The organism is Streptomyces sp. Ac-502, from assembly GCF_045222935.1.
In the GTDB taxonomy this organism is placed as follows: Bacteria; Actinomycetota; Actinomycetes; order Streptomycetales; family Streptomycetaceae; genus Streptomyces; species Streptomyces monomycini.
Map to the genome: position 1 here is coordinate 2,683,716 of NZ_JBHFFO010000001.1, position 25,572 is coordinate 2,709,287.

At 74.0% G+C, this 25,572-nt stretch carries 17 protein-coding genes and 5 pseudogenes; 10 read left to right on the top strand and 12 right to left on the bottom strand.

Annotated elements, in window-relative coordinates:
• Positions 1 to 102 precede the first annotated feature (102 nt).
• Entirely contained in the window at positions 103 to 729 is a 627-nt protein-coding gene (locus ACEXOX_RS12125) for a TetR/AcrR family transcriptional regulator (protein ID WP_406520469.1), read from the bottom strand.
• A 200-nt stretch (positions 730 to 929) separates the two neighbouring features.
• Positions 930 to 2,081 (bottom strand): acyl-CoA dehydrogenase family protein, encoded by a 1,152-nt coding sequence (locus tag ACEXOX_RS12130; RefSeq protein WP_406520471.1) that lies wholly within the window; start codon positions 2,079 to 2,081, stop codon positions 930 to 932.
• Between the two features lie 106 nt (positions 2,082 to 2,187).
• Here ACEXOX_RS12130 and ACEXOX_RS12135 point away from each other — a divergent pair, with 106 nt between their 5' ends.
• The 3 genes from ACEXOX_RS12135 to ACEXOX_RS12145 all read left to right on the top strand — a co-directional run bounded on the left by ACEXOX_RS12135 (position 2,188) and on the right by ACEXOX_RS12145 (position 5,004).
• A complete protein-coding gene (locus tag ACEXOX_RS12135; RefSeq protein ID WP_406520473.1) occupies positions 2,188 to 2,835 on the top strand; it encodes a TetR/AcrR family transcriptional regulator in 648 nt (215 codons plus the stop codon).
• Between the two features lie 65 nt (positions 2,836 to 2,900).
• Positions 2,901 to 3,968: an urea transporter gene (locus ACEXOX_RS12140; protein ID WP_406526313.1), complete on the top strand. Its 1,068-nt coding sequence runs from the start codon at positions 2,901 to 2,903 to the stop codon at positions 3,966 to 3,968.
• 112 nt (positions 3,969 to 4,080) lie between these two features.
• Positions 4,081 to 5,004, top strand: coding sequence for a hypothetical protein (locus ACEXOX_RS12145; protein ID WP_406520474.1), 924 nt, complete (start codon positions 4,081 to 4,083; stop codon positions 5,002 to 5,004).
• Here the strand turns inward: ACEXOX_RS12145 and ACEXOX_RS12150 are convergent.
• The 6 genes and pseudogenes from ACEXOX_RS12150 to ACEXOX_RS12175 form a co-directional block, all read right to left on the bottom strand.
• Entirely contained in the window at positions 4,895 to 5,341 is a 447-nt protein-coding gene (locus tag ACEXOX_RS12150; protein WP_406520476.1) for a hypothetical protein, read from the bottom strand. The two genes, ACEXOX_RS12145 and ACEXOX_RS12150, sit on opposite strands and share 110 nt — an antisense overlap.
• Before the next feature lie 128 nt (positions 5,342 to 5,469).
• Positions 5,470 to 6,551, bottom strand: a pseudogene (locus tag ACEXOX_RS12155) (Zn-dependent alcohol dehydrogenase).
• Positions 6,552 to 6,660: 109 nt separating this feature from the next.
• Positions 6,661 to 8,079 (bottom strand): aldehyde dehydrogenase family protein, encoded by a 1,419-nt coding sequence (locus ACEXOX_RS12160; RefSeq protein ID WP_406520478.1) that lies wholly within the window; start codon positions 8,077 to 8,079, stop codon positions 6,661 to 6,663.
• Positions 8,080 to 8,216: 137 nt separating this feature from the next.
• Positions 8,217 to 8,987: a class I SAM-dependent methyltransferase gene (locus tag ACEXOX_RS12165; protein ID WP_406520480.1), complete on the bottom strand. Its 771-nt coding sequence runs from the start codon at positions 8,985 to 8,987 to the stop codon at positions 8,217 to 8,219.
• Between the two features lie 74 nt (positions 8,988 to 9,061).
• Positions 9,062 to 10,447: an MFS transporter gene (locus ACEXOX_RS12170; protein WP_406520482.1), complete on the bottom strand. Its 1,386-nt coding sequence runs from the start codon at positions 10,445 to 10,447 to the stop codon at positions 9,062 to 9,064.
• 3 nt (positions 10,448 to 10,450) lie between these two features.
• Positions 10,451 to 11,992, bottom strand: coding sequence for a CitMHS family transporter (locus ACEXOX_RS12175; RefSeq protein ID WP_406520484.1), 1,542 nt, complete (start codon positions 11,990 to 11,992; stop codon positions 10,451 to 10,453).
• 294 nt (positions 11,993 to 12,286) lie between these two features.
• On the opposite strand from ACEXOX_RS12175, the gene hmgA reads away from it, so the two are divergent.
• From hmgA to ACEXOX_RS12190, 3 genes and pseudogenes are all read left to right on the top strand, one after another.
• Entirely contained in the window at positions 12,287 to 13,612 is a 1,326-nt protein-coding gene (gene hmgA / locus ACEXOX_RS12180) for a homogentisate 1,2-dioxygenase (protein WP_406520486.1), read from the top strand.
• Positions 13,613 to 13,714: 102 nt separating this feature from the next.
• Positions 13,715 to 14,463 (top strand): annotated as a pseudogene (locus ACEXOX_RS12185) (GntR family transcriptional regulator).
• Positions 14,464 to 14,533: 70 nt separating this feature from the next.
• Positions 14,534 to 15,401: pseudogene (locus tag ACEXOX_RS12190) on the top strand (poly-gamma-glutamate hydrolase family protein).
• A gap of 67 nt (positions 15,402 to 15,468) precedes the next feature.
• Here ACEXOX_RS12190 and ACEXOX_RS12195 read toward each other — a convergent pair.
• Positions 15,469 to 16,830: an MFS transporter gene (locus ACEXOX_RS12195; RefSeq protein WP_406520487.1), complete on the bottom strand. Its 1,362-nt coding sequence runs from the start codon at positions 16,828 to 16,830 to the stop codon at positions 15,469 to 15,471.
• 279 nt (positions 16,831 to 17,109) lie between these two features.
• Here ACEXOX_RS12195 and ACEXOX_RS12200 point away from each other — a divergent pair.
• Positions 17,110 to 18,314, top strand: a pseudogene (locus ACEXOX_RS12200) (type ISP restriction/modification enzyme).
• Positions 18,315 to 18,385: 71 nt separating this feature from the next.
• A pseudogene (locus ACEXOX_RS12205) lies at positions 18,386 to 19,590 on the top strand (CaiB/BaiF CoA transferase family protein).
• 31 nt (positions 19,591 to 19,621) lie between these two features.
• Here ACEXOX_RS12205 and ACEXOX_RS12210 read toward each other — a convergent pair.
• The 3 genes from ACEXOX_RS12210 to sigK form a co-directional block, all read right to left on the bottom strand.
• Positions 19,622 to 19,891: a hypothetical protein gene (locus tag ACEXOX_RS12210; RefSeq protein ID WP_033039582.1), complete on the bottom strand. Its 270-nt coding sequence runs from the start codon at positions 19,889 to 19,891 to the stop codon at positions 19,622 to 19,624.
• A gap of 133 nt (positions 19,892 to 20,024) precedes the next feature.
• Positions 20,025 to 20,885, bottom strand: a complete 861-nt coding sequence (locus ACEXOX_RS12215; protein WP_406520489.1) for an anti-sigma factor — start codon at positions 20,883 to 20,885, stop codon at positions 20,025 to 20,027.
• Positions 20,882 to 21,481 (bottom strand): ECF RNA polymerase sigma factor SigK, encoded by a 600-nt coding sequence (gene sigK, locus ACEXOX_RS12220; protein WP_406520491.1) that lies wholly within the window; start codon positions 21,479 to 21,481, stop codon positions 20,882 to 20,884. The genes ACEXOX_RS12215 and sigK overlap by 4 nt, the downstream gene beginning before the upstream one ends.
• 202 nt (positions 21,482 to 21,683) lie before the next feature.
• On the opposite strand from sigK, the gene ACEXOX_RS12225 reads away from it, so the two are divergent.
• Positions 21,684 to 23,294: a DUF4331 domain-containing protein gene (locus ACEXOX_RS12225; RefSeq protein WP_406520493.1), complete on the top strand. Its 1,611-nt coding sequence runs from the start codon at positions 21,684 to 21,686 to the stop codon at positions 23,292 to 23,294.
• 737 nt (positions 23,295 to 24,031) lie between these two features.
• A complete protein-coding gene (locus ACEXOX_RS12230; protein ID WP_406526314.1) occupies positions 24,032 to 25,531 on the top strand; it encodes a serine/threonine-protein kinase in 1,500 nt (499 codons plus the stop codon).
• Positions 25,532 to 25,572: the final 41 nt, after the last annotated feature.

Sequence of the window (25,572 nt, forward strand, 5' to 3'; positions counted from 1 at the left end):
TCGGCCCGCCCACCGACTAAGCGCTTGCTCAGCATGTGCGGCAAGCCCTCCCGTGTCAATGCCCTCCCGGCCCCCACAGGCCCGCCCCCGCCGCCCCTGGCCCTACGCCCGCGCGCCGACCATCCGCAGCACCAGTCCGGCATACAGATCGCCCACCTCCTCGGGCGTACGGGCGCCCTCGGCGGAGAACCAACGGGCCACATCCACACACAGCGACAACACCGCGAGCGTCGTGCCCGGCACGTCGCCGACCGTGAACTCCCCGGCGTCCGCGCCGTCCTGGAGGATGCCGCGCAGCGCACGGTCGGTGCGCCGCCGCAGGCCGGCCACGTGTGCGTAGTGCTCCTGGCTCAGCGCTTGAAGCTCGTACTGGATGACCCGGGCGGTGGTGTGGTGCCGGGCGTGCCAGCACGCGAAGGTGCGGACGGCGGCGGCGAGCCGCTCGGCGGGGCCGCCGTCGGCACCGGCCGCCTCCTCCATGATCCGCAGGGCCTTCTCGTGGCCGATGCCGCTGATCCGGAAGAGCAGCTCTTCCTTGGTCCTGTAGTGGATGTAGAGCGCGGCGGGGCTCATGCCGGCCCGGCCCGCGATGTCGCGGGTGGTGGTGGCGTGGTAGCCGCGCTCGGCGAACGCCTCGACGGCGGCACGGACCAGACGGCGGGCCGCTTCCGGGGACACGTCGGCCCAGTCCTCCGCCGAGCCGTCCGCCTGCTCCGCCTCCGTGACCATCGCGCACCCCGATCCTCGGCCCGCCACGGGCCATCCGCGACGGACCGAACACCTTACTCCGCCGGTGAGCAAGCGCTTAGAACCGCCGGGGCGGGGCGTGCGGGCCCCACAGCGACCCCACAGCGACCCCACAGCGACCCCCCGGCGGCTCCGCGGCGACCTCTCAGTGGCCCCGCGGCGACCCCGCGCCGTCCCCGCCGTCAGAACGCCGACACCCCGGTGAGCGCCCGCCCGATGAGCAGCTTCTGGATCTGGCTGGTGCCCTCGTACAGGGTCATCACCCGGGCGTCCCGCAGCAGCTTGCCGACCGGGTACTCGTCGATGTAGCCGTAGCCGCCGAAGACCTGGAGCGCGTTGTTCGCGGCGCGTACCGCCGCCTCGGAGGCGAACAGTTTCGCCTTGGACGCCTCGGTGGCGAACGGTTCGCCGCGGTCGATCAGGTCGGCGACCCGCCAGGTCAGCAGGCGCGCGGCGTCCACGTCGACGGCGATGTCGGTGATCAGCTCCTGCACCAGCTGGTGGTGGGCGATGGCCCGGCCGAACTGCTCGCGCTCCGTGGCGTACCCGACGGCGGCGTCCAGCGCGGCCTGCGCGATGCCCACGCAGCCGGCGGCGACCGACATCCGGCCCTTGGCCAGCGCCGACATCGCGACGGAGAAACCTTTCCCCTCCGAGGCCAGCAGGGCGTCGGCGGGCACCCGCACGTCCCGCAGCACCAGTTCGGCGGTGGCCTGGCCGCGCAGCCCCAGCTTGCCGTGGATCTCGCGGCGCTCCAGACCGGGCGTGTCCGTGGGGACGAGGAAGGCGCTGACGCCCTTGTGGCCGGGGGCGTCGCCGGTGCGCGCGAAGAGCAGCACGACATCGGCCCAGGTGCCGTTGGTGATGAACATCTTGCTGCCGTTGACGACGTAGGAGTCGCCGTCCCGCACGGCGCGGGTGGTCAGGCTGCCGGCGTCCGAGCCGGTGCCGGGCTCGGTCAGGCCGAAGCAGCCGATGGCCTCGCCGGAGGTCAGCGGGGGCAGCCACCGCCGCTTCTGCTCCTCGCCGCCCCAGGCCGCGACCGTCTTGGCGACCAGGCCCAGGGACACCGAGACGATGCCGCGCACCGCGGAGTCGCCGCGGCCCAGTTCCTCGGTCACCAGCGCGTAGGTGAGGTGGTCGCCCCCGGAGCCGCCGTACTCCTCGGGGACCGTCAGGCCGAGGAAGCCGACCTCGCCGAGCTTCTTCACGATGCCCCGGTCGACGCGTTCGGCGCGGTCCCAGGCGGCGGCGTGCGGTGCGATCTCGCGGTCCACGAAGTCCTCGGCGAGCCGCCGGGCGGCAGCCTGCTCCTCGCTCAACTCCAGGTTCATCAAGACCCCTCGCGCAGGGACGCGGCAGCCGGACCGCCCGGAACGGCCGGACGACCCATTAACTACCACTGCTAGTTTTCGGGCGGCAGCCTCTACTATGTGCGGCATGGCCCGACCCCGCAAGCCCCTCCTGAGCCGGGAGCGCATCGTCGCCACCGCGCTCGCGCTCATCGACGCGGAGGGTCTGGCCGCCCTGTCCACCCGGCGGCTGGCCGCCGAACTGGGCGTCAGCGGGCCGTCCCTGTACAACCACTTCACGACCAAGGACGCCCTCCTGGACGCGGTCGCCGACACGGTGATCGCCGAGGTGGACGTCTCGGCCCTCGCCACCGGCGCGGACTGGCGCACCGGCCTGCTGGCCTGGGCCCGCTCCTACCGCGCGGCGCTCGCCGCGCACCCGAACATCGTCCCGTTCCTCGCCCAGGGCCCCGGCCGCCGCCCGGCCGGCCTGAAGATGGCCGACGCGGCCTTCGGCGGCATGGTGGAGGCCGGCTGGCCGCCGGCCCAGGCGACCCGGATCTGCGCCATGGTCCGGTACTTCGTCGCGGGCTCCGCGCTGGGCTCCTTCGCCCGCGGTTTCGTGGCCGACCCGAGCGCCTACGACCCGGCCGACTACCCCCACCTGGGCCAGGCCCATCTGCTCGCCGAGCATCAGCAGCGGGTCGACGAGGGGGCGTTCGAGACGGGCCTGCTGGCGCTGGTCGACGGGCTGGCGCTGCGGCACCCGGAATCCGTCCCGCCCCCGCACAGATAGCTGTAGGGTGCATCCGCCCGGGTGGTCCCGGTGCGGAGCGCGTACGGCCCGACGGCGTGCTCCGGATGCCTGAGGGGAGACGACGTGCGAGACCCGATCGCCGCGCTGCGGGACCGGACCACCCCTGGACCCGGCGCCCCGGCCCCCGGTACCTGCGCCACGTCCTGCGCGGCCAGGCCCAGGTCGACTTCCTGCCCAGCGCGGTCACCGGCGCGGTCTTCTCCGTCGCGCTGTTCGCCGCGGGCTGGGCGTACGGCCTGTACGGGCTCCTCGGCACGGCGGTGGGCACGGCCACGGCCCACCTGCTGGGCGTGGACCGCGAACGCGTCACCGCCGGACTCGAAGGCTTCAACGCCTGCCTGGTGGCCGTCGGTTCCGCGGTCTTCCTCGGCGCCGGGCACCTGTCCACGGCCCTGCTCGCGGTGGGCGGCAGTGTGGTGGTCACCGTCGTCACCGCAGCCACCGCACGCGTACTGAACACCTGGCGGCTCCCGACGCTCACCCTCCCGTTCTGCCTGGTGGCGACCGCGCTGACGACCGCGGCCCCCGGCTTCACGCGCGTCTGGCACCAGGCCGCGTCCCCCGCCGCCCTCCCTGGGCCGGCCGGCCCACCGACCGCCCTGACCTTCACCGACCTGTGGCACGCCCTCTTCGCCGACGTCGCCCAGATCTTCTTCATGCCGCAGTGGTACGTCGGCGCGCTCTTCCTCGCCGGCATCTTCGTCGCGAACCGCACGGCGGGCACGATGGCGGTCGTCGGCAGCGTGACCGGCATCGCCACCGCCTGGGCCCTGGGCGCCCCGGCAGCCCAGATCGCGTCCGGCGCGGCGGGCTACAACGCGGTGCTGGTCGCGATGGCACTGTGCGGGGTGTTCCTCCCGTCCGGCCGCCGGACCGCGGCGTACGCGGTGGCCGGCGCGGCCACCGCGACGGCCCTGACCCCGGCCCTGACCGCACTCACCGCCCCGTCCGGAGGCCACACCTTCACCTGGCCGTTCGTCCTGACCACCCTCGTCTTCCTGGCGGCGGCGCCAGCGTTCCCGGGGCTGCGGAAGGCCGAGGAACCGGCGGCAGCCGCCGGGCCGGAGCAGGACGAACGTCCGGGCGGCCCGGCGCTCGCCGACGGCCGCTGACACGACCACCCCGGGCGGCACGGACGGTGCGTCGTGTACGTTCGAGAACGGTGTGCCGGGAAGTCTGGTCGGCGAATGAGCAGGACTCTGTCTGCCGACCGGGGAGAACATCATGGTGCGTTGCGACGGCCACCGTTGCCACCTTCCACTGGCCGCTCCGCCCGGCGCCGACATCGGGTGGGGGTTCCCCTGGTGGGTCTGGCTGGTCACCGCCCTGTTCGCCGTGTTCGCTCTGTACGCCGCCTGGGACACCCGACGGCAGCGTACGAAGATTCCGCGGGCCGAACAGGTGGAGGCGCTGAGAAGAGAGCTGCGGGCGCAGGCTCCGAATGCCCGAGGGCATGTGCGTGTCGCCCCAGGACACTTTCCCGCCATCACCACGGCCGAAGCCGAAAGGGTGGCGGGCGAGGTGGGCTTCGCCCGGCAGACACACGGGACCAAGGGGCTGTGGCTCTTCTACCGGAAGGGCACCCGGCCAGGCTCCACAGCGGCTCTGGATGTCCGGGGCGGCCCCCGCCCGGAGGAAGTGCGGCAGAGCCCCGCGGCGCGCCAGGTGGCCGCATGGTCGCGCGAACGCGACGGCTTCGACCCACTGGACGAAGCGACCCTCAAGACGGCGGAAGACGGCGTACGCAGACTGCGCGCCAAGCGGGACCGGCTCGTCGTCGGGGCGTTCTTCGCCCTCATGGTCGGCGTTCTCACCGCGATCGCCGTGGGCGGGGCCTGGTTCAACGGCTCGCTGCCGGGCGGTTTCACCAAGGGGGACGACTGGTCGGCGTACACGCTGGGGCATGTCCTCGCAGCAGGCGGGCTGCTGCTCGGCAGCCACTGGATTCGACGCGGCACGCAGGCGAAACAGCAGAGCCGCGCCCGTCATGAGCCGGTCCTCGCGGCCTACCGGGACGCGGTCCTGGCACACGAGGCCGTCAGCCCTGCCCCGCACCCGCATACCGCCGCAGCCCCACGTACTCCAGCACCGCGTACACCGCCACCACCACCGCACCGATCAGCAGGAAGACGCTGCCCAGACCGGTGAGGGGCAGCAGACCGGAGACGACCAGGAGCAGCATCGCCACGAAGGAGAGGGCGTTGCCCACGACGACGGCCGTGGCCGGGCCCTTCGGGATGCGTGGGTAGCCGGCGATCAGGGCGAGGGCTGCGGCGCCGCCGAGCATGGCGATGCCGAGTGGGAGGGACCAGGTGGTCGGGATGCCGAGCGGTGCGCTGAGCGGCTTGCCGCCCGCGAGCAGGACGACGCCGAACGCGGCGGTGCTCCAGCTGTCGATCCTCAGGACCGTGCGCAGCAGCTCCCGGCCGGCCGCCGGAGCGGGGCGGGTCGCGGTGCCGGTCGTGGTGGTCGTCGTGGTGGTCATACGCGTCTCCTCCTGGCGTGGCCGGTGCGGAAGACGATGCCGTGGCCGGGGCGGAGCCTCAATGACCTCTCAGGTCATGGAGGTGATGACCGCTGGCCCGGCACGGTGGGTCCGCTGGGCCGGCCGGGTCAGAAGACGATCAGCGCGCGCCCTCCTTGCCTTCCCGCATCGCCTGGAAGGCGGCGGGGATGTCGTCGAGGGTGATGTGTCCGGTGACCATGGCGGACAGGTCGAGCGCGCCGCTGCGGACGTGTTCGGCGATGCGCGGCAGGTCGGCGGCCGGGTCGCTGTTGCCGTAGACGCAGCCGGAGAGCGTACGGCCGAAGTAGAAGAGTTCCAGGGCGGAGAAGGTGACCTGCTGGTCCTGGCCGCCGATGCCGACGACGGTGGTGCGCCCGCCGCGCCGGGTGGACGACCAGGCCGTACGGATGGTCTCCGCCCGGCCCACGCACTCGATCGCGACGTCCGCGCCGTGTCCGCCGGTGAGTCCGCGGACGCGTTTGGCGGTGTCGTCGGAGGCGACGAGGAACGCGGTGGCACCCGCGGCGCGTGCCAGTTCTTCCTTGGCCGGGGACACATCGACGGCCACGATCGTGCCCGCCCCCGCGATCCGCGCGGCCTGGAGGGTGGACAGGCCCACGCCGCCCACGCCGAACACCGCCACCGACTCCCCCGCCCGTACCCGTGCGCTGTGGTGCACGGCGCCCCACCCGGTCAGCACGGCGCAGCCCAGCAGCGCCGCGTCGGTGAGCGGCACACCGGCCGGCAGCGGCAGCGCCGCGTGGGCCGGTACGACCGTCTCCTCGGCGAAGACCGCGGTGCCGAGGCCGGGGTAGAGGTCGCTGCCGTCGGCGGCGAGCTTGGCGTACGGGATGCCGGCCGCCTTGCCGGCGTCGGCGCACAACCAGGGCTCGGCCAGTCCGCAGAAGTGGCAGTTTCCGCAGGAGGGGGCCCAGTTCAGGACGACCTGGTCGCCGGGGGCGAGGGTGTCGACGCCCGCGCCGACGGCGGTGACGGTGCCCGCCCCCTCGTGCCCGAGGACGGCGGGCGCGGGCTGCCGCAGGGTCCCGTCGGACAGCGACAGGTCGGAGTGGCAGACGCCGGCCGCCGCCAGGCGGACGCGCACCTGGCCAGGGCCGGGCCCGGGCAGTTCGATCTCGGCGACCTCCAGCGGGGCGCCCACGGCGGTCAGTACGGCGGCACGGGTCATGCGGGGGTGGCTCCCTGGTCGGTGGGCGTACGGGGCGGGTACGGGGGCGGGGTGGCGCGGGCACCGGGCGGGGCGGCTACGGGGGCGGCCGTCCCGGGCCGGGGCGGGCTCAGAGCTGGAGGGACTTGGTCTGGAGGTACTCGCTCAGGCCGTGCGGGCCCAGTTCCCGGCCGATGCCGGACTGCTTGTAGCCGCCGAACGGCGCCAGCGGGTTGAAGCGCCCGCCGTTGATGTCGACCTGGCCGGTGTCCAGGCGCCGCGCGAAGGCGACCGCCTCGTCCTCGTCGCCGGCCCAGACCGCGCCGGCCAGGCCGTAGACCGTGCCGTTGGCGATCCGTACGGCCTCCTCCTCGTCCGCGTACGGCAGGACCGCGACGACCGGGCCGAAGATCTCCTCCTGGGCGATGGTCATGCCGGGTGTGACGTCGGCGAAGAGGGTCGGGCGGACGTAGTAGCCCCGCTCGCGGCCTTCGGGGGCCTCCGGGCCGCCCGCGACGACCCGGGCGCCCTCCTCGATGCCGCGCTCGATGTAGCCGCGGACGCGGTCGCGCTGGGTGGCGCTGACGACCGGGCCGAGGCGGCTGGCGCCGTCCAGCGGGTCGCCCGGCACGTACTTGGCGATGGCCGCGGCGGCCAGTTCCAGGGCCTCGTCGTACCGGTCGGCGGGGACCAGCAGCCGGGTCCAGGCGCTGCACGTCTGTCCGGAGTTGGCCATGACGTTGGCGATGTTAACGCCGACGGCTTTGCCGAGGTCGGCGCTGGGCAGCACCACGTTGGCGGACTTGCCGCCGAGTTCGAGGGCGCAGCGCTTGACGGCGGCGCCGGCCAGGGCGCCGACCTTCTTGCCCACGGCGGTCGATCCGGTGAAGGAGACCAGGTCGACGTCCGGGTGCTCGGCCAGGGCCTGGCCGGCGACCGGGCCGCGCCCGGTGACGAGGTTGAAGACGCCGGCCGGTACGCCCGCCGTGTGCACGCACTCGGCGAAGAGCTGGGCTGTCAGCGGGGTGTCCTCCGGGGGCTTGAGGACGACCGTGCAGCCCGCGGCGAGCGCCGGGGCCACCTTGGCGACGATCTGGTGCAGGGGGTAGTTCCAGGGGGTGATGGCGCCGACCACACCGACCGGTTCGTGCAGGACGGTGGAGGTGCCGATCTTCTCCTCGAAGGCGTACGTGGCGGCCAGTTCGGCGTACGAGCCGGCGACCATGACCGGGACGGCGGCCTGCACCGCCTTGCTGAACGCCAGCGGCGCGCCCAGCTCGGCGGTGATCGTCTCGGCGATCTCCTGCGCGCGCCCGGCGAGCTGGTCGCGCAGCGCGGTCAGCCGGGCGGCGCGCTCGGCGGGCGCGGTGCGGGCCCAGCCGGGCAGGGCGGCGCGGGCGGCCCGTACCGCGATGTCCACGTCCTGGGCGGTCCCGGCGGGGACGGTGGCGATGACCCGTTCGTCGGCCGGGTTGACGACCTCGATGGTGTCCGGTCCGGCGGCGGGCCGCCAGCTTCCGTCGATGTACATGGCGTCGTGCTGCTTCACGTCGTCGCCCTCCCGTGCCGGCTGCTGTCCCGTGAGCCCGAAGGTACTCGCCGGGCCAAACTAGCGGTGGTAGTTTTCCGGCGCCAGCCCCCGTACCGGCCACCCGGGAAGGCGCCGGCCGGCGTCCGGCCCGGCCCTCAGCGGCGGGCCGTCAGCAGCGGCTGGAAATAGCCGTCCTCCTCCGGCTCGTGCCAGGCGGGGCGCTCGAAACCGGCGGCCGTGACGAAGGCGGTGACCTGGTCCCGGGTCAGCGCCCAGGAGGTCGCCCGCTGACTGCGCACCTCCCAGGTGTCGCCGCGCGGCAGCAGCTGGACCAGGTCGAAGTCGTAGTGCTCGCCGTCGTCGTGCCACTCCCACAGTTGGAGCGTGACGGCCCGGCCGCCGTCGGGGAGGCGGGTGACGCGAGCCGGCAGCACTTCGCGGCGTTCGTGGCGCGCTTCCTCGTAGGCGCGCATGCCGAGCTGGAGTTGACCGCCGGGGCGCAGCACCCGCCACATGGAGCCGAGGGCCGCGCGTACCGACTCGGGGGTGGTGAGGAGGGCGAGGGAGTTGTCCGCGCACACCACCGCGTCGAAGAGGGCGTCGCGGAACGGGAGGTTCCGCATGTCGGCGGCGGCGGTCGGCAGACGCAGGCCGCGGGCGGCGGCTTCGGCCGTGGCGCGGGCCGCCGCGACCGGGCTCAGGTCCGTACCGGTGACCGCGTGCCCGGCCGCGGCCAGGCCGATGGCCTGCGTACCGATGCCGCAGGCGCAGTCCAGGACCCGGTGCGCGCGGTCGCCGAGCGCGGCGCGCAGGTGTCCGTCGAGGGCGCGGCCCTGCTGGGACACGGCGGTGGTCCAGTCCGGGTACAGCAGGTCGTACGTCGGGGCGAGTTGGTCGAAGAATCGTTCCAACGGCGGGTCCGGCATGGGGTCACGATAGTGCGGCGGGCGCGGGTCTTCACCGGGTGGCGCGGGTTCCGTCGCCGGGCGGCGCGGGGCCTTCACCGGTTGGCGGGGGCCCCGTTGCCGGGGGCGGGCTCCGGAGGGCCGCCGGTGCTCCCGGGGGCAGGCGCCGAGGGACCGCCCGTACTCCCTGGAGCGCTGACAGCGCCTTCGGGACGTACGGGCTCCGACGTCCCGCGCGGCGGGCGGGCGGCCACGGCTGCCGCGGCCAGGAGCAGGACGCCGAGCAGCGCGAAGGGCGCCGCGGTACCGGCCAGTCCGGCCAGCAGGCCCGCCGTCGCGGGCGCCGCGACCTGGCCGAGGCGGTTGCCGGTCAGCCGCAGGGCGAGGGCCGTACTGCGGGCCGCCGCCGGGGCCGCCTGGACGACCGTGGTCATGGACAGCGGCTGGCCGACACCGAGGCAGAAGCCGAGGACGCCGAGCATCACAGCCAGCGTCCAGGCCGGCGCGGGCAGGGTCAGCCCGGCGCAGAGCAGGCCCGCGAGCGCGCAGCTGCCCGCCATCAGGGCGGTGCGTCCGAGCAGCCGGATCATGGGCGTCATGACCAGCCGGCAGGCGACCGTGGCCGCCGCGCGCAGGCTGAGCAGCAGTCCGACGGTGGCGGGCGCGATGCCCCGGTCCTCGCCGATGACGGGGAGGTAGGCGGTGAGGATGTCGGTCGCGGAGAGCACCGCGAGGCTCATGAAGATGCCGGCCGCTACGCCCCGGGTACCGAGGATGCTCCGTACGGGCGTCCGTGCCACCGGTGTTGTACGTCCCCGGGTGCCCAGGGCACTCCGTACCGGCGTGCGTGCCGCCGTTCTCGTACGTCCCCGGGCGGGACGCGCGGCTCCGGAGGCGGCCGCCGGGCGGTGTTCGAGGCGCCACAGGGACAGGTAGGCGAAGGCGGCGAGGGCGCCCGCGGCCAGGAGCGCGGTGGCACTGGTGGCCGCCATCGCGCCGTCGTGCCCGGAGACGACCAGTCCGGCGGCGGCCGGGCCGACGAGCTGGCCGAGGGAGGCGCCGATGGTGAAGTGGCCGAAGTTGCGGTCGCGTGCGTCGGGGGCGCTGCGGCGGGCGACGATGGACTGGGCGCCGATGACGAAGCACAGGTGGCCCAGGCCCATCACCCCGCTCCAGGCGGCCATCGCGGGCAGCGAACCCGCCACGCCGCTGAGCGCGCAGCCGCCCGCGATCAGCGCGACGCCGGCGACGAGCAGCGGGGCGCAGCGGCCGTGGTCGGTACGGCGGCCCAGCGGTACGGCCACCAGCAGCGGCAGCAGCGCGTACACCGCCGTGATCACGCCGACCGCCCGCTCGTCGGCGCCGAGCGCGAGCGCCCGGTAGGAGACGGCGGGCCGGGCCATGCTCACCGCGGCCTGGGCGAAGGTGAAGGTGATGACCAGGCGCAGCAGCCAGCCCCGGCCGGGCGTCGCGGCGTCCACGGGTCAGATGATCCCGTACAGCAGGCCGGCCGCGAGGACGACCAGGGAGGTCAGTACCGCCCATTTCACGGTGAAGCGGGTGTGGTCGCCGAACTCCACCTTCGCCATGCCGACGAGGACGTAGACGGCGGGGACCAGCGGGCTGGACATGTGAAGGGCCTGGCCGACGAGGGAGGCGCGGGCGATCTCCAGGGCGCCGACGCCGTGCGCGGCGCCCGCCTCGGCGAGGATCGGGACGATGCCGAAGTAGAAGCCGTCGTTGGACATGAAGTACGTGAGCGGGATGCTCAGGACGCCGGTGACGATGCCCATGTGCGGGCCGAGCCCGTCCGGGATGCTGTCGACGAGCCAGCGGGCCATGTGCTCGACCATGCCGGTGCCGGTGAGGACGCCGGTGAAGACGGCGGCGGCGAAGACCATGCCGGAGACGTTCAGGACGTTCTCGGAGTGTGCGGCGATACGGGCCTTCTGGTCCGGCATGTGGGGGAAGTTGACGGTGAGCGCGGTGGCGGCGCCGAGGAGGAAGAGCACCGGGATGGGCAGGGTCTGGAGGACGAGGAGGACCAGCAGCGCGACGGTGAGGGCGGCGTTGAACCAGTAGAGCTTGGGGCGCAGGGTGGCGCGGTGCGGGTCCAGGCCCTGGAAGTCGTCGGTGCCGGGGGCCGCGCCACCGGTCGCGGTGCCTGCGGGAGCCGAACCGTCGGTGCCGGGGGCCGCGCCACCGGTCGCGGTGCCTGCGGGAACCGAGCCGCCGCTGCCGCCGACCGCCACCGCGGGACGCGCCTTCGCCGTACGCAGCGCCGCCGTACGCAGGACAGTCGTACGGACGCGGGCCCCGAATCCCCCGGTCGCCGCGGCGAGCACCGGCTCGCCGGCCGTCCGCCCGGGCGCCGGGCGCTCCGTCGCGGCCCCGGCGTCGTCGAGCGTGAGCAGGCCGAGCCGCTTGCGCTCGCGGCGGCCGAGGACGTACGCGAGGAGGAAGACCGCGACCAGGCCGGTGGCCAGCGCCGGGACCATGGGGACGAAGATGTCGCCGGCGTCCAGCTTGAGGGCGGTGGCGGCGCGGGCGGTCGGGCCGCCCCACGGGACGGTGTTCATCACGCCGTTGGCGGTGGCGGCGACGCCCGTCATGACCACCAGGCTCATCTTCAGGCGGCGGTAGAGCGGGTAGAGCGCGGACACCGTGATCATGAAGGTGGTGGAGCCGTCGCCGTCGAGCGAGACGATCGCGGCGAGCAGCGCGGTGCCGACCACGACCCGGACCGGGTCCGCCTTGCAGAACCGCAGGATGCCCCGGACCACCGGGTCGAACAGCCCGACGTCGATCATCACGCCGAAGTAGATGATGGCGAACATCAGCATCGCGGCGGTCGGCGCCAGGTCGCCCACGCCTTTGAGGACGTACTCGCCCAAATGCGCCTCTTTGCCCACCAGAAGGCAGAAGAGCGCGGGGATCAGGATGAGCGCTGCCATCGGCGACATCTTCTTCGTCATGATCAGCGCCAGGAAGGTGGCGATCATGACGAATCCGAGGATTGTCAGCATGGGGGTACCTCACGTTCGCCTTCGAACACCGCCCGGGACGGCGGTCGAGGCGACGGTAGGTGGCCGAAACTTTCGTTAACAAGGTCTTGACGCGCGAGCAATACGAGCAAAACAGCGGGCGGTGCGAGCGGTGTGGGTGCCGAGGTCCGGCCGGCCCGGCGGCCCGCGCGCGTACGGACCGGCACCGCGTACGGCGTGCCGGACGTGGCCGAGAGTCTCCGTTGACGGGCCGGGTCCGCAATCCTAAGGTCCTCCATAGGATTACTGGATCCCCTTGAGCGGCGGGAGCGCGCGATGACAGGCACGGGCAACGAGCGGGCGAGGAAGACGGCCGAAGGGCTCGCGTACTCCTCGGGATTCGGCAACGAGCACAGCTCGGAGGCGGTCACCGGCGCCCTCCCGGTGGGCCGCAACTCCCCGCAGCGCGCGCCCTTGGGCCTGTACGCGGAGCAGCTGAGCGGTTCGGCGTTCACCGAGCCGCGCGCCCACAACCGCCGTACGTGGCTCTACCGCGTCCGCCCGTCCGCCGCGCACCCGGCGTTCACACGGACGGACAACGGCGCACTGCGCGGCGCCCCTTTCACCGAGACCGCCCCCGACCCCAACCGCCTGCGCTGGAACCCGCTCCCCGCGCCCGAGGCCCCCACCGACTTCCTGGCCGGTCTGTGGACCCTGGGCGGCAACGGCGACGCCACCCAGCGCACCGGCATGGCGATCCACCTCTACCACGCCAACGCCTCCATGGAACGCCGGGTGTTCAGCGACGCGGACGGCGAACTGCTGATCGTGCCCGAGCACGGCGGCCTGCTGATCCGTACCGAACTGGGCCTGCTGCGCGCCGAACCGGGGCACGTCGCGCTGATCCCGCGCGGCGTCCGCTTCCGCGTGGAACTGCTCGACGCCACCGCGCGCGGCTACGTCTGCGAGAACTACGGACAGCCCTTCCAGCTCCCCGACCTCGGCCCGATCGGTGCCAACGGACTGGCCAACGCCCGGGACTTCCTCGCGCCGACCGCCGCGTACGAGGACGAGGAGGGCTCCTTCGAGATCGTCAACAAGTTCTGCGGCAACCTCTGGAAGGCGACGTACGACCACTCGCCGCTGGACGTCGTGGCCTGGCACGGCAACCACGTCCCGTACGTCTACGACCTGCGCCGCTTCAACGTCATCGGCTCGATCAGCTACGACCACCCGGACCCCTCGATCTTCACCGTGCTGACCTCGCCGTCCGACACCCCGGGCCTGGCGGGCGTGGACTTCGTGGTCTTCGCGCCGCGCTGGCTGGTCGGCGAGGACACCTTCCGGCCGCCCTATTTCCACCGGAACGTGATGAGCGAGTACATGGGGCTGGTCGAGGGCGCCTACGACGCCAAGGCGGAAGGGTTCGTCCCCGGTGGCGGCTCGCTGCACAACATGATGTCCGCGCACGGCCCCGACCGGGAGACCTTCGACCGGGCGAGCGCGGCGGAGCTGAAGCCGCAGAAGATCGACGACGGGCTGGCGTTCATGTTCGAGACCCGCTGGCCGGTCACCCTCACCGGGCAGGCGGCCGGCGCCGACCACCTGCAGAGCGGCTACGACGGTGTGTGGCAGGGTCTTGAGCGCCACTTCCGCCCCTGAGCGCACCGGGCTGACCGGGCTGACCGGGCTGACCGGGCACCGTCCGGTCCCTGCGAGCACAGAGCCGGCCGGGCACCGTCCGGCCCCTGATACGGAGTCGTCGTGACCACCTTCGCCCCCGACTCGCTGGACCTGAACCGCAAGCTGCCGCTGTGGTACCAGGTCTCGCAGTCGCTGCGCGCGTCCATACTCGGCCGCTCCCCCGGCGCCCCGCTGCGCCTGCCGACCGAGGACGCGCTCGCCGCGCACTACGGCGTGAGCGTGCTGACCATGCGCCAGGCGCTCAAGGAGCTGGAGACGGAGGGGCTGATCAGCCGGCACCGCAGACGCGGCACGTTCATCGAGCCGAGCGCGCGGCGCGGGGCGCCGGTGCGGCTGCTCGGTTCGGTGGACGCGATCGTGGCCCAGCAGTCCGGCATGCGGACCGAACTGCTGGGGCACGGGCCGCCGCGGTGCCGTCCGAGCTGGCGGAGTACTTCCCCGGCCTGGCGGAGGTGACCGCGTACCGCAGGCTGCGCGGCGACGCGAGGACCGGCGAGCCGACGAACCACGCGCGGAACTTCCTGCACCCCGACGTCGCCGCCCGCGTGGACCCCGCGGACCTGGAGCGCTGGCCGATGACGAAGGTGCTGCGGGACGCGGTGGGCGTGGCCATCGCCCGCATCACGGACACGGTCGAGGCGCGGCTGGCCGACCCGGAGACCGCCCGGCTGCTCCAGGTGCCGCTGCTCAGCCCGATCCTGCACTACACGGGCATCACCTACGACCAGGACGGACGGGTGGTGGACGTCGCCCTGATCCACTACCGGGGCGACCGGTTCTCCTTCACGGTGACGCTGGACGCGCACTGATCCGGCCTTCGGCCCGCGATGGGCCACCCCGGTGGAGGCGCCGACGGAGCGGCAGGTGAAGATGTGCGACATGTCACCCATCAACCGTCGTACGGTCCTCACCGCCGCGCTCGGCGCGGCAGCCCTCAGCAGCACCCCGCTGATGACGGGCCTGGGAGCCCCCTGGCCCATGCCACGTCCGACAAGGACGTGTACGACACCAACACAGATCTGTACAAGAAGCTCTCCGGCCAGGAGGGCATCCAGTTCGCGCGCCGCTACAGACGGCACGAGCTGCTCGACAACGAGCGGGGGAAAGACACCCGTACCACCGCACGACCATCATGGCGCTGCACGGCGGCGGCATCGAGAAGGGCACCTCCGAGCTGTGCCTGGGCATAGCGGGCTACCTGCCCGACACCCTGGCGGCACTCTTCCCGGGCGAGCCGGTGTACGACTACTGGATGTTCGAGGGGCTGCGGCTGCCCAGCATGAACCTGGGATCCAACCGCGACCTGCACGTCACCGCGAAGCACTGCGACGACCATGTCGCGCTCTCCATGGCGGCCTCCAGCCTCAACGTCCTGAGCCTGCACGGCTGCACCGCTGAGCAGGCCGGTGTACGCGGCGGCCAGGACCCCAAGGTGGTCGTGGTCGGCGGCCTTAACGCCGCTTTCAAGAAGCTGCTGCACGAGGAGCTGGGCAAGCACTTCAAGACGGTGGATGGCGACGACTTCCCGGACCTGGCCGGAGTCAACCCCGCCAACCCCTGCAACCGCACCATGCTCGGCAAGGGCGGCCAGCTGGAACTCAGTACCGAACTGCGCGCGTCCTTCTTCGACAAGGACACGATGGACGGGCGTCCCGGCAGCACCAACGACGAGTTCAAGAAGTTCTCCGGCGCCTGCCGCAAGGCGATCGCCCGCCTGGAGACCCGCTCGGACCAGGTCATTCTCTGATCGCCGCGGGCGGTGCCGGTGCGCCGGCCCGCCCGCCTTCCAGACGCCCTCGCAGCTCCTCGGATCCTCAGATCCGCTCCAGGCTGCGCCCCGTACTGCGCGGCCCCAGCAGCGCCACGTCCAGGCACAGCAGCACCATCAGTACCGCCGAGCCAGTGAAGACGGCGCCGGGCCCGAGGTCCGCCAGCACGGTCAGCGCGACGAACGGCAGGATCACCGAGGTGAGCCGGGACAGCGAGTAGGCGATGCCGATGGCGCTGCTGCGCAGGCCGGTGGGGAAGATCTCGGTCTGGTAGACGTGGAAGGCGTTGGAGAAGACGTTGCTGCACACGGTCAGCGCGAAGCCGGCGCTCACGATCAGCCAGTCCGCGTCGGCGAAGCCGAAGGCCAGGCCGCACCCGGCCATGCCCAGCGCGGCGGCGATGATCAGCGTCTTGCGTTCGATCCGGTCGATCAGCGGTACGGACAGGGCCGAACCGATCGGATAGCCGCAGAAACTGAGCGCGGCGTAGCTCAGTGACGCGGTGACGGTGTGGCCCTTGGCGGTCAGCACGACCGGCGCCAGCGAGCCAAAGCCGTAGTAGCCGACGGTCTGGAGCACCTGGAAGAGCCACCACATGAGGGTGCGCCGCCGGTGGTCGCCGCGGAACATCTCGCCCAGCGGGACGCGGCGCTGCGGCACCTCCGCCTCCACCGCGACCGACGGCAGGGTCTCGCCGGTCTCCCGCGCGACGCGCTCCTCGATGTCCGTGACGATCCGCGCGGCCTCCTCCTCACGGCCGTGCACGACCAGCCAGCGCGGCGACTCGGGCAGCCGGGCGCGCATGAGCTGGATGAACGCCGCGCCCAGGGCGCCCGCCACCAGCAGCCAGCGCCAGCCCTCGACGCCGAACAGTTCACGCGTGGCCACCAGGCGCGCGCCGACGAAGGCGGCCACCGGCACGCCGAGGAAGCCGAAGGTGTAGGCCCAGGCGATGTAGCGGCCGCGGACCGCGCGCGGCAGGAACTCGGCGAGGTAGGTGTCCACCAGGACGAGTTCCGCGCCGAGGCCGAGCCCGGCCAGGAAGCGCAGGGCGATCAGCCACTCGGCGTTCGGCGCGAAGGCGCAGAGCAGCGAACACAGGGAGTACGCGCCCAGGTTGACCAGGAACATCCGGCGTCGTCCGAAGCGGTCCGCGAGCACCGACAGGACATTGGCGCCCACGAACATGCCGAGGAACCCCGCGGCGATCACCCAGGACTTCGCGGTGTGGTCCAGGTGCCAGCGCTCGGCGAGCACCGCGGCCAGCACCCCGCCGAGAAAGATCTCGTAGAGGTCGAAGAAGGCACCGATGCCGACGGTGAAGGTGAGGCGGCGGTGCCAGCGGGACGGCGGCAGCCGGTCCAGCCGGGCTCCCGCCCGCGCCCCGGTGAGCTGCGTGGCGGTCATGGCGCTCCTCCCGGCGGACGGCGGCGGCCCGGGCCCGGGCTCTGACGACCGGGCCTGCGGCGTACGGCGTTCCGCTGCACGGGCGCACCGCGGCACGGCGTACGGCCTGGACCGTACCCCTCGGTGATCACTCGCAAAAGACCGCCTCCGGCCGCCGCCGTTACGATGCCCCCAGCGAACCGAGCGCATTGCAGGTCCAGGGAGGGCGACCGCGTGACGGTGACACAGGCCACGGGGAGCGGCGGCAGGCTCGCGGCGGCGCCCCGGCTCGACGACCTGATGCCCTGGTCGGCGGCGCCCCTGCGGCTCGGCCGCGGCTGGGTGATGGCTCCGGACGCCGCCACGCTGCGGGCCCGCTGGGCGGCGCTGCACGCGGCCGGGGACGACGCGGCGCGCGAGCGGCTGTTCCGGCCCAGCCGCGCCCGTACGCTGCGCACGGCCGTGCCCCAGCTGCCCGGCCAGACCACGCCCACCGGACGGCTCGCGCACACCGGCGGGCCGTGTCCCGAGCCGGTGCGCGTCCTGCACGGCCCGTACGACCGGCAGTGGCTGCTGCCCGACCACCGGCTGATCGACAGCGCCCGGCCGGAGTTGTGGCGGGTCGCGGACGGGCGGCAGGTCTTCGTGGTGGAGCTGGGGCACGTGCCGCAGACGGAGGGACCGGCCCTGGTCGCCTCCGCGCTGCTGCCGGACGGCCGGTCACCGGCCGGGCGTCCCGGCCGCATCCGGCCGCTCTACCGGCGGCCCGGCGGCTGCGAGCCGAACCTGGCTCCCGGGCTGGCGGAGCTGCTGGCCCGGCGGCTGTACCGGCCGGTGGGCGCCGCCGAGGTGCTCGCCTGGACGGTGGCGAGCGCCCGGTCCAAGCCGTCCGGCGCCGTCGTGCCGCTGACCGCCGACGCCGGGGTGTGGGAGGACGGGGTCGGGCTGGGCGAGCGGCTGCTGTGGCTCCAGACGAGGGGCGCACGGGGTGCCGGGACGGCGTACGGGGCGCGCGCCGGTGACCGTCCTCGGATGCCCGGCGGCCGGCGGCCCTACGTACGGGCTCCGCTGCCCGCCCGCGGACTGCCCGACGGCATCTCCTACCTGCCGGACGAGGAGGCGCTGCTCCTCGGGCCCGGCCGGGTCTCCCCGTGCCGCGGGCGGCCTGGGAGGCGGAGGCGGGCGGCGTGCCCGTGCTGGAGGCGTGGTTCGAGCGCCGTACGGCCGCGGTGGCCGAGCCGGGCAGCCTGGAAGCGGTACGTCCCGCCGCCTGGCCCCAGGAGTGGACCACCGAACTGCTGGAGCTGATCACGGTGCTGGCGCTGGCGGCCGAACTGCGCCCGGCGCTGGAGGACGTGCACCGGCGGACGGTGGACGGACCGCGCGTCGAGACGTCCGAGCTGCGCGCGGCGGGGGTGCTGCCGCCGCCCGCTGCCGCCCGCCGGCCGGCCTCCGTCCTGGATCACCACGAGGAGGGCCCGGAGGGGCAGTTCGCCCTGTTGTAGCACGCTGCTGTGACGCGACCGTGCGGCCCGGTGCGTTGCCCGGCGCGCGGCGGCGGGTAGGTGCTCCGACCATGGATCACATCGCGCCACAGCCGCCGCCCCTGGAGGGCATCACCGTCGTCGCCGTCGAACAGGCCGTGGCCGCGCCGTTCGCGACCCGGCAGCTCGCCGACCTCGGCGCCCGGGTGATCAAGGTCGAGCGGCCGGACGGCGGCGACTTCGCCCGTTCCTACGACACCTCCGTACGCGGTCTGGCCTCGCACTTCGTGTGGGCCAACCGCGGCAAGGAGTCCCTGGCGCTGGACCTGAAGGACCCGCGCGGACGCGCGCTGCTGGAACAACTGATCACCGACGCCGACGTGTTCGTGCAGAACCTGGCGCAGGGCGCGGCCGCCCGCCTCGGGCTCGACGCGGCGGCACTGTGCGCCCGGCACCCGCGCTTGGTCGCCGTCGACATCTCCGGTTACGGACCCGACGGCCCGTACGCGCACAAGCGGGCCTACGACATGCTCGTGCAGTGCGAGGCCGGTCTCGTCTCGCTGACCGGGACGCCGGAGGAGCCCGCGAAGGCCGGGATACCGGCGGCGGACATCGCGGCGGCGATGTACGCGTTCTCCGGTGTGCTGGCCGCGCTGCTGCGCCGCGGCACGACCGGGCGCGGCGGCCCGGTGGAGGTGGCGTTGCTGGACGCGCTGGCCGAGTGGCTGGGGCATCCCCTGTACTTCGGGATGTACGGAGGCGCACCCCCGCGCGCACGGGGGTCGCGCACGCCGTCATCGCGCCGTACAACGCCTATCCGACGGCGGACGGGCAGCCGGTGCTGGTGTCCGTGCAGAACGACCGGGAGTGGCAGCGGCTGGCGCGGCAGGTGCTGGAGCGGCCCGAACTGGCCGAGGATCCGGCGTTCGCGACGAATGTGGCACGCGTCGCCAACCGGGACACCACGGACGGCGTGGTGGGTGAGGTGCTGGCCGGGATGGGCGTCGAGGAGGCCGTACGGCGGCTGGAGGCGGCGGGGATCGCCTGTGCGCGGCTGAACGGGGTGGCGGAGCTGGCCGGGCATCCGCAGTTCGCGGCGCGGGACCGCTGGCGGGAGGTGGGCTCACCGGCGGGGCCGCTGCGTGCGCTGCTGCCGCCGGTCACGCTGCCCGGAAGTGCGGGGCCGGTGATGGGGGACGTCCCGGCCCTCGGCGAACACACCGACGCGCTGCTGAGCGCTCTGGGTCTGACGAGCGAGCGGATAGCAGCGCTGCGCCGGGACGGTGTGGTCGCCTGAGGGACCGGGAACGGTGTCGTCCGGCCGAACCTCAGCCGTGGCCGTGGCCGCCGAAGAGCGACCGACGCAGCCTGCGCAGCGGTGCGAACAGCGACACCCTGGCGCCGCGGCTCGTCCTGCTGCGCCGGTGATCACGAGCAGTGAGCTCCTGCATCAACGATGTCGCGCCCTCCGTCTCCCGGTGCGGGACGGCGGGTCCGCCCAGCACCGCGAGATGGCGGTCGAGCCGCGCGCTGGACGCGCCGCTCCCGCAACTGATGGCAGGCACTCGTGGCCTGCTGCGCATTGTTATCTGTTCCATGACACTCCCCACCCGTACGAGGGCACCCGGCCCGGGCAGGGTAACCCTATCTCTCTCCCGCGACACGCGCGCGGCCCGGTCACCGGTATTCACCTCCCGCACACCGACGTTGACGCCACCTTACGGATCACTGTCAACCGAGGGCGAGTTGGCTGAGTACCGAGGTCGTGGGCCTGGCGGAGCCGCCGGCCGGCTCCAGCGTGACCGCCAGCCGGTCCGCGGGCCCGGCGCCGCCGTGCCGAAGATCACGTACGACGGCGGGGCCCGCGGTGCAGGACCCGCGGTCGTACGGCAGCATCGCGGCCGGGCGGGCGGTCGCGAGGCCGTCGCGCATCCGCCACAGCTGGTACGCGTACCCGTCGGGCGGCGGGGGCAGTCCGGCGGCGTTCACCACGGCCCGGTTCATGGTGACCGACTCGACCGCGCTCAGTGACCGCCCGCCGATCGGGCGGCCGGAGACGGCCAGCGCGTCCGGCGCGGCCAGGACGGCGTTCACGGCCTGGGTCACCGCGCGCTGCCGGTCCAGTTCGGTGTCCGTACGGGCGAGCTGAAGGGCGAGCAGCGCGCTGACGACGAGGCTCAGCGCGGTGACCGCGGCGGCGACGCGGGGGCCGAGCCGGGCGGACAGGCGCGGGCGGGCGCGCGCCGTGCCGGTGCCGGTCTCCGCCGCACGCGCCGTACGCCCCGCAGCCGGAGGAACCGATTCCGGTTCCGTGACGGCCTCCTGCGGGGTGGCGAGGGCGGCCGCCAGCACCCGGGTGCGCAGGTCGTCGGGTGCGGGGCGGGCGGCGGCGCGGGCGAGCCAGGTGGCGTCCTCGGTGAGGACGCGCAGTTCGGCCGCGCAGTCCGGGCAGCGGCGCAAGTGCCGCTCGAAGCGGCGGCGTTCGCGCGGGCCGAGGGCGTCGAGGGCGTACGGGGCGGCCAGGGCGTGCGCGCCCCGCCGCCCGGCGCGCCACGCCTCCCGGAGGGCCGTGTACGGCGGGCGGCGGCTCATACGGCACCCGCCAGGCAGTCCCGCAGCCGCGCCAGCCCGTCACGCAGCCGGGACTTGACCGTGCCGAGCGGTACGGCCAGCCGACGCGCCGCCTCCCGGTGCGTGTAGCCGTCGTAGTACACCAGCGTGACCGACTGCCGCTGCAAGGCGGTGAGCCGCTCCAGGCACCGGCGTACCCACTCCCGCTCGAAGGTGCCCTCGACCTCCTCGGCCACCTCGTCGAAGACGGCCACCGCGCCCCGCCGCGCGGCCCGTTCGTCGCGCTCGCTCGCGGCGCGCGCCGACCGCACCCGGTCCACCGCCCGGCGGTGGGCGAGGGTGAGGATCCACGACAGCGCGCTGCCGCGCCCCGGGTCGTAGCGCCCGGCCCGCCGCCAGATCTCCAGCAGCACCTCCTGCGTCACCTCCTCGGCCTGGGCGGTGTCCCGCAGCACCCGCCGGGCCATGCCGAAGACCGGGGGCGACACCAGGTCGTACAGCTCTTCGAAAGCGCCGTGGTCACCCCGCGCGATCAGGGGCAGCAGCACCTCGGCGCCGCGCCCCGCACCCGTTCTGGAGTCCACGCGGCTCACCCCGTTCCCGTGCCGACCGGTCATTGTCCCGCCGGGGTGGATTCGGGGCGAGACGCGCGGCGGTCCGGTCCGGCGGGCCCCGGTTTCTCGGGGCGCGCGAAATCCGTACCCATCCGCGGGGCGCGCGGCCCCGAATAGCCGCCGAGCACCGGTACGGCAGAAGCGCCGCCGTGCCGGTGCGACCAGGCCGGCCCGTCCGGCCCGTTCGAGGGGGAGGACCGAGGCGATGACCGCCACCACGCAGGACGTGCAGGACCCCAGGCCGTGGGAGCCCGGGAAGAAGGGCAGGCGCACGAGCCGCCGGACCGTCGCCGTACTGGCGTGCGGCTCGCTGGCCACCGCCGGCATCGCCGGCGCGGCCGCGGGGCCGCTCTCGCTCCGCTCGGCGCAGGCCGCCAGCCACCGGGAGGCGCCGCAGATCTCCGGGCAGCCCGAGTACGACACCACGGACGTGTACGCCTACCAGAGCCCCGACAAGCCGGACACCACCACGCTGACGGTGAACTGGTGGCCCTTCGCGGAGCCCGCCGGCGGCCCGAACTTCTACAAGTTCGCCACCGACGCCCAGTACGACGTGCACGTGGACAGCGACGGGGACGGGCAGGGCGACCTCATCTACCGCTGGACTTTCAAGGACAACTACCGCAGCGGTGACACGTTCCTCCACAACACCGGCCAGGTCACGTCCCTCGACGACAAGGACCTGAACTTCTACCAGACGTACGACATCGACCTGCTGCGGCTGAAGGACCAGAAGGTGGTCTCCAGCGCGAAGGCCGCGGACAACCTGATCGCCGCGCCCTCCAACGTCGGCAAGGCGTCGATGCCGGACTACCAGAAGCTGCGGGACCAGGCGGTACGCCCGGTCGCGGGCGGCGCGAAGTCCTTCGCGGGCCAGGCGGACGACCCGTTCTTCCTGGACCTCCGCGCCTTCGACCTGCTGTACGGCGGTGACCTCTCGGAGGTCGGCCGGGACACCCTCGCGGGCTACAACGTGCAGTCCGTCGCCCTCCAGGTGCCGACCAGCACCCTGCGGCAGTCCGCCGCGCAGCCGGTGATCGGCGTCTGGTCCACCACCCAGCGCAAGAACGCCTCCGGCGGCTGGTCCCAGGTGTCCCGGATGGCCAACCCGCTCGTCAACGAACTGGTCGTCCCGCTCAAGGACAAGGACCGCTTCAACGCGTCGGCGCCGTGGAACGACGCGCAGTTCCTGAAGTACGTCACCGACCCCGAGCTGGCCCGGCTGATCGAGAAGATCTACGGGATCAAGGCACCGGCACTGCCCCGCAAGGACCTGGTCCAGGCGTTCCTGACCGGCGTGCCCAAGCTCAACCAGCCGCCCGACGTCCGCCCCGCCGAGGCGCTGCGGCTGAACACCTCCGTCCAGCCCACCGGCCGGCCCAAGCGCCTCGGCGTCCTGGACGGGGACAACGCGGGCTACCCGAACGGCCGGCGGCTCACCGACGACGTCGTGGACATCTCGCTCCAGGTCGTCGAGGGCGAGCTGGTCGGGCAGAAGAACGACCTGGGGGACGCGGTCGACGCCAACGACCGGGCCTTCGGGAAGACCTTCCCGTACCTGGCGCTGCCCACCTCCGGCTCCGAAGGGCCGGCGGCCAGGAAGAGCGGCAGCGGCGACAGCGCGAGCGGGAGCGGCCAGGGCTCGTCGAACCAGTCCGCCCGCCTCCAGACCGGCCTGCGGCCGCAGGACAGCGGTACCGGTGACGACGACGCCGTGCTGATCGCGTCGGCTTCGGCGGGCGCCGCCGGACTGGTGTTCGTCGGCGTCGGACTGCTGTGGCTGCGCGCCAACCGGCGGTCGAGGGCCGGACGTTGAAACATCCCAAGGCGCCCAAGAGCGTGCGCGGCCGGCTGGCCGCCGCCGTCGGGACCGTGCTCCTCGCGTGCGGGATCACCGTCGGCGGGCTCGCGCTGGGCGATGACGGCGGCCGGGCACCTGCCCTCGTGCCCGCGCCGCCGTCGTCCGACGTCCCCGTGGGCCGCGGCACGACGGCCGGCGCCGTGACCGCCCTCCAGACGCAGTTGCGTGCGCGGCCCGGGGACTGGCGCGGGTGGGCGCAGCTCGGCGCCGCCTACGTCGAGCAGGCACGGACGACCGGCGACCCGACCCGCTACCCGCAGGCCGAACGTGCCCTCGGCCGCTCGCTGGCGCTGCGCCCGCAGGGGAACGACGCCGGGCTGGCGGGGCGGGGCGCGCTGGCCGCCGCGCGGCACGACTTCCGTGCCGCGCTGCGGGACGCGGACGCCGCGCTCGCGGTCAATCCGTACAGCGAGCGGGCGCTGGCGGTCCGCGTGGACGCGCTGGTCGAGCTGGGCCGCTACGACGCGGCGCTCGCGGCGGCGCGGCACGCCGACGCGGTGCGTCCCGGCCTCCCGGCCTTCACCCGGCTCGCGTACGTGCGGGAGCTGCACGGCGACGCCGACGGCGCCCGGAAGGTGCTGGACCTGGCGTCGTCCTGCTGCTCGGCTGCGGATTGTTGCTCAAGGGGGCGGCAACAACGCTCGGTTGAGGTACGTTTCCACCGCATCGCTCTTTCGCGAGGGGGCTCGTCCATGAGCGAGGGTCCTGGCAGTGCGGGAACCGGCGGCCCGCTGGGCGGCGGGGACGGCGGACGGCTGCTGGCGGGGCGCTACCGGCTGGTCGACCAGTTGGGCCGGGGCGGTATGGGTGTGGTGTGGCGGGCCCGGGACGAGGTGCTGGCCCGCGAGGTCGCCGTCAAGGAGGTACGGGCGCCGCGCGACCTGACGGGCCGCGAGGAGGAGTTGCTCTACACGCGGCTGGAGCGGGAGGGCCGGGCCGCGGCCCGTATCTCGCACCGCAACGTGGTGACCGTCTTCGACGTGGTGTCCGAGGGCGGGCGGCCGTGGATCGTCATGGAGCTGGTGCGCGGGCTGTCGCTGGCCGAGGCCCTGGACGCGGAAGGCCCGATGGCGCCCGCCCGGGCCGCGGGCATCGGGGCCCAGGTACTGGCCGCGCTGCGGGTCGCGCACACGGCGGGCGTGCTGCACCGGGACGTGAAGCCGGGCAACGTCCTGCTGTCCAACGACGGCCGGGTGGTGCTGACCGACTTCGGCATCGCGCGGGTGGCGGGCTCCGCCGCGCTGACGCTGACCGGCGAGCTGGTCGGGTCACCGGAGTTCCTGGCGCCGGAGCGGGCGCTGGGCCGGCAGGCGGGTCCGGAATCGGACCTGTGGTCGCTGGGTGTGACGCTGTACGCGGCGGTGGAGGGACATTCGCCGTTCCGTCAGGACACCCCGCTGAGCACCCTGCGCGCGGTGGTCGACGGGGAGTTGCCGCCGCCCCGCCGCGCGGGCCCGCTGGCGCCCGTACTGGAAGGGCTGCTGCGCAAGGAGCCGCGGGAGCGCCTGGACGCGGCCGAGGCGCAGGGGATGCTGGAGGCGGTGGCGGCCGGCGGCGCGACGCCCACGGTCGTGGTGCCGCCCGGTCAGCCGCCGACGGTCACCGCCGATCACGCGGCCGCCAGGTACGGGTACGGGCCCGCGACGCCGATGCCGGGCCCGCCGGCCGGAACGCCGGGCGGGGACACCACGACGACGACCGCGGTCGACCAGGAGGCCGAGCGGCGCCGGCGGCGCTCGGTCCGGGTGCTGATGGCGGGGGCGCTGCTCGCCCTGCTGGCGGCGGGCGGAGTGGCGTACGCGCTGCTGGACGACGGCGGCACACCGGCCCGTACACCGGGCAGTACGACGGGCGGCGGCTCGGGAGGAAGCACCGGCGACGGCGGAGGCGGCGGGACGGGCGGCGGTGCTTCCCCGGGGCAGTCGGCTTCCGGCGGCACGTCGTCCGCCACGACTCCCCCGGCCGCCACCACTCCCGGCCGTACGTACCCCGGCACCACCTCGCCCGGTCACACCTACCCCACCATCCCTCCCCGTACGACCGGGCGGCCGCCGTCGACCGGACACCCCACCACCACCGCGCCGACCACGTCGGCTCCCACGACCTCCTCCGGCTCGGCCACGGACGGGGCCACGGACGGCGGGCCGTACGGCGGAGCGACCGGCACGGGTGACGGCAGCCCGCAGACGTAGCGTCAGCGGCCCCTGGCCCCTGGCCCCGGATAGGGAAGAAG

Excerpts from the sequence above, each read along its gene's own strand:
- ACEXOX_RS12125 (WP_406520469.1), bottom strand. The coding sequence starts at position 729 with ATGGTCACGGAGGCGGAGCAGGCGGACGGCTCGGCGGAGGACTGGGCC.
- ACEXOX_RS12130 (WP_406520471.1), bottom strand. The coding sequence starts at position 2,081 with ATGAACCTGGAGTTGAGCGAGGAGCAGGCTGCCGCCCGGCGGCTCGCC.
- ACEXOX_RS12135 (WP_406520473.1), top strand. The coding sequence starts at position 2,188 with ATGGCCCGACCCCGCAAGCCCCTCCTGAGCCGGGAGCGCATCGTCGCC.
- ACEXOX_RS12140 (WP_406526313.1), top strand. The coding sequence starts at position 2,901 with ATGCCTGAGGGGAGACGACGTGCGAGACCCGATCGCCGCGCTGCGGGA.
- ACEXOX_RS12145 (WP_406520474.1), top strand. The coding sequence starts at position 4,081 with ATGGTGCGTTGCGACGGCCACCGTTGCCACCTTCCACTGGCCGCTCCG.
- ACEXOX_RS12150 (WP_406520476.1), bottom strand. The coding sequence starts at position 5,341 with ATGACCACCACGACGACCACCACGACCGGCACCGCGACCCGCCCCGCT.
- ACEXOX_RS12165 (WP_406520480.1), bottom strand. The coding sequence starts at position 8,987 with ATGCCGGACCCGCCGTTGGAACGATTCTTCGACCAACTCGCCCCGACG.
- ACEXOX_RS12175 (WP_406520484.1), bottom strand. The coding sequence starts at position 11,992 with ATGCTGACAATCCTCGGATTCGTCATGATCGCCACCTTCCTGGCGCTG.
- hmgA (WP_406520486.1), top strand. The coding sequence starts at position 12,287 with ATGACAGGCACGGGCAACGAGCGGGCGAGGAAGACGGCCGAAGGGCTC.
- ACEXOX_RS12195 (WP_406520487.1), bottom strand. The coding sequence starts at position 16,830 with ATGACCGCCACGCAGCTCACCGGGGCGCGGGCGGGAGCCCGGCTGGAC.
- ACEXOX_RS12210 (WP_033039582.1), bottom strand. The coding sequence starts at position 19,891 with ATGGAACAGATAACAATGCGCAGCAGGCCACGAGTGCCTGCCATCAGT.
- ACEXOX_RS12215 (WP_406520489.1), bottom strand. The coding sequence starts at position 20,885 with ATGAGCCGCCGCCCGCCGTACACGGCCCTCCGGGAGGCGTGGCGCGCC.
- sigK (WP_406520491.1), bottom strand. The coding sequence starts at position 21,481 with ATGACCGGTCGGCACGGGAACGGGGTGAGCCGCGTGGACTCCAGAACG.
- ACEXOX_RS12225 (WP_406520493.1), top strand. The coding sequence starts at position 21,684 with ATGACCGCCACCACGCAGGACGTGCAGGACCCCAGGCCGTGGGAGCCC.
- ACEXOX_RS12230 (WP_406526314.1), top strand. The coding sequence starts at position 24,032 with ATGAGCGAGGGTCCTGGCAGTGCGGGAACCGGCGGCCCGCTGGGCGGC.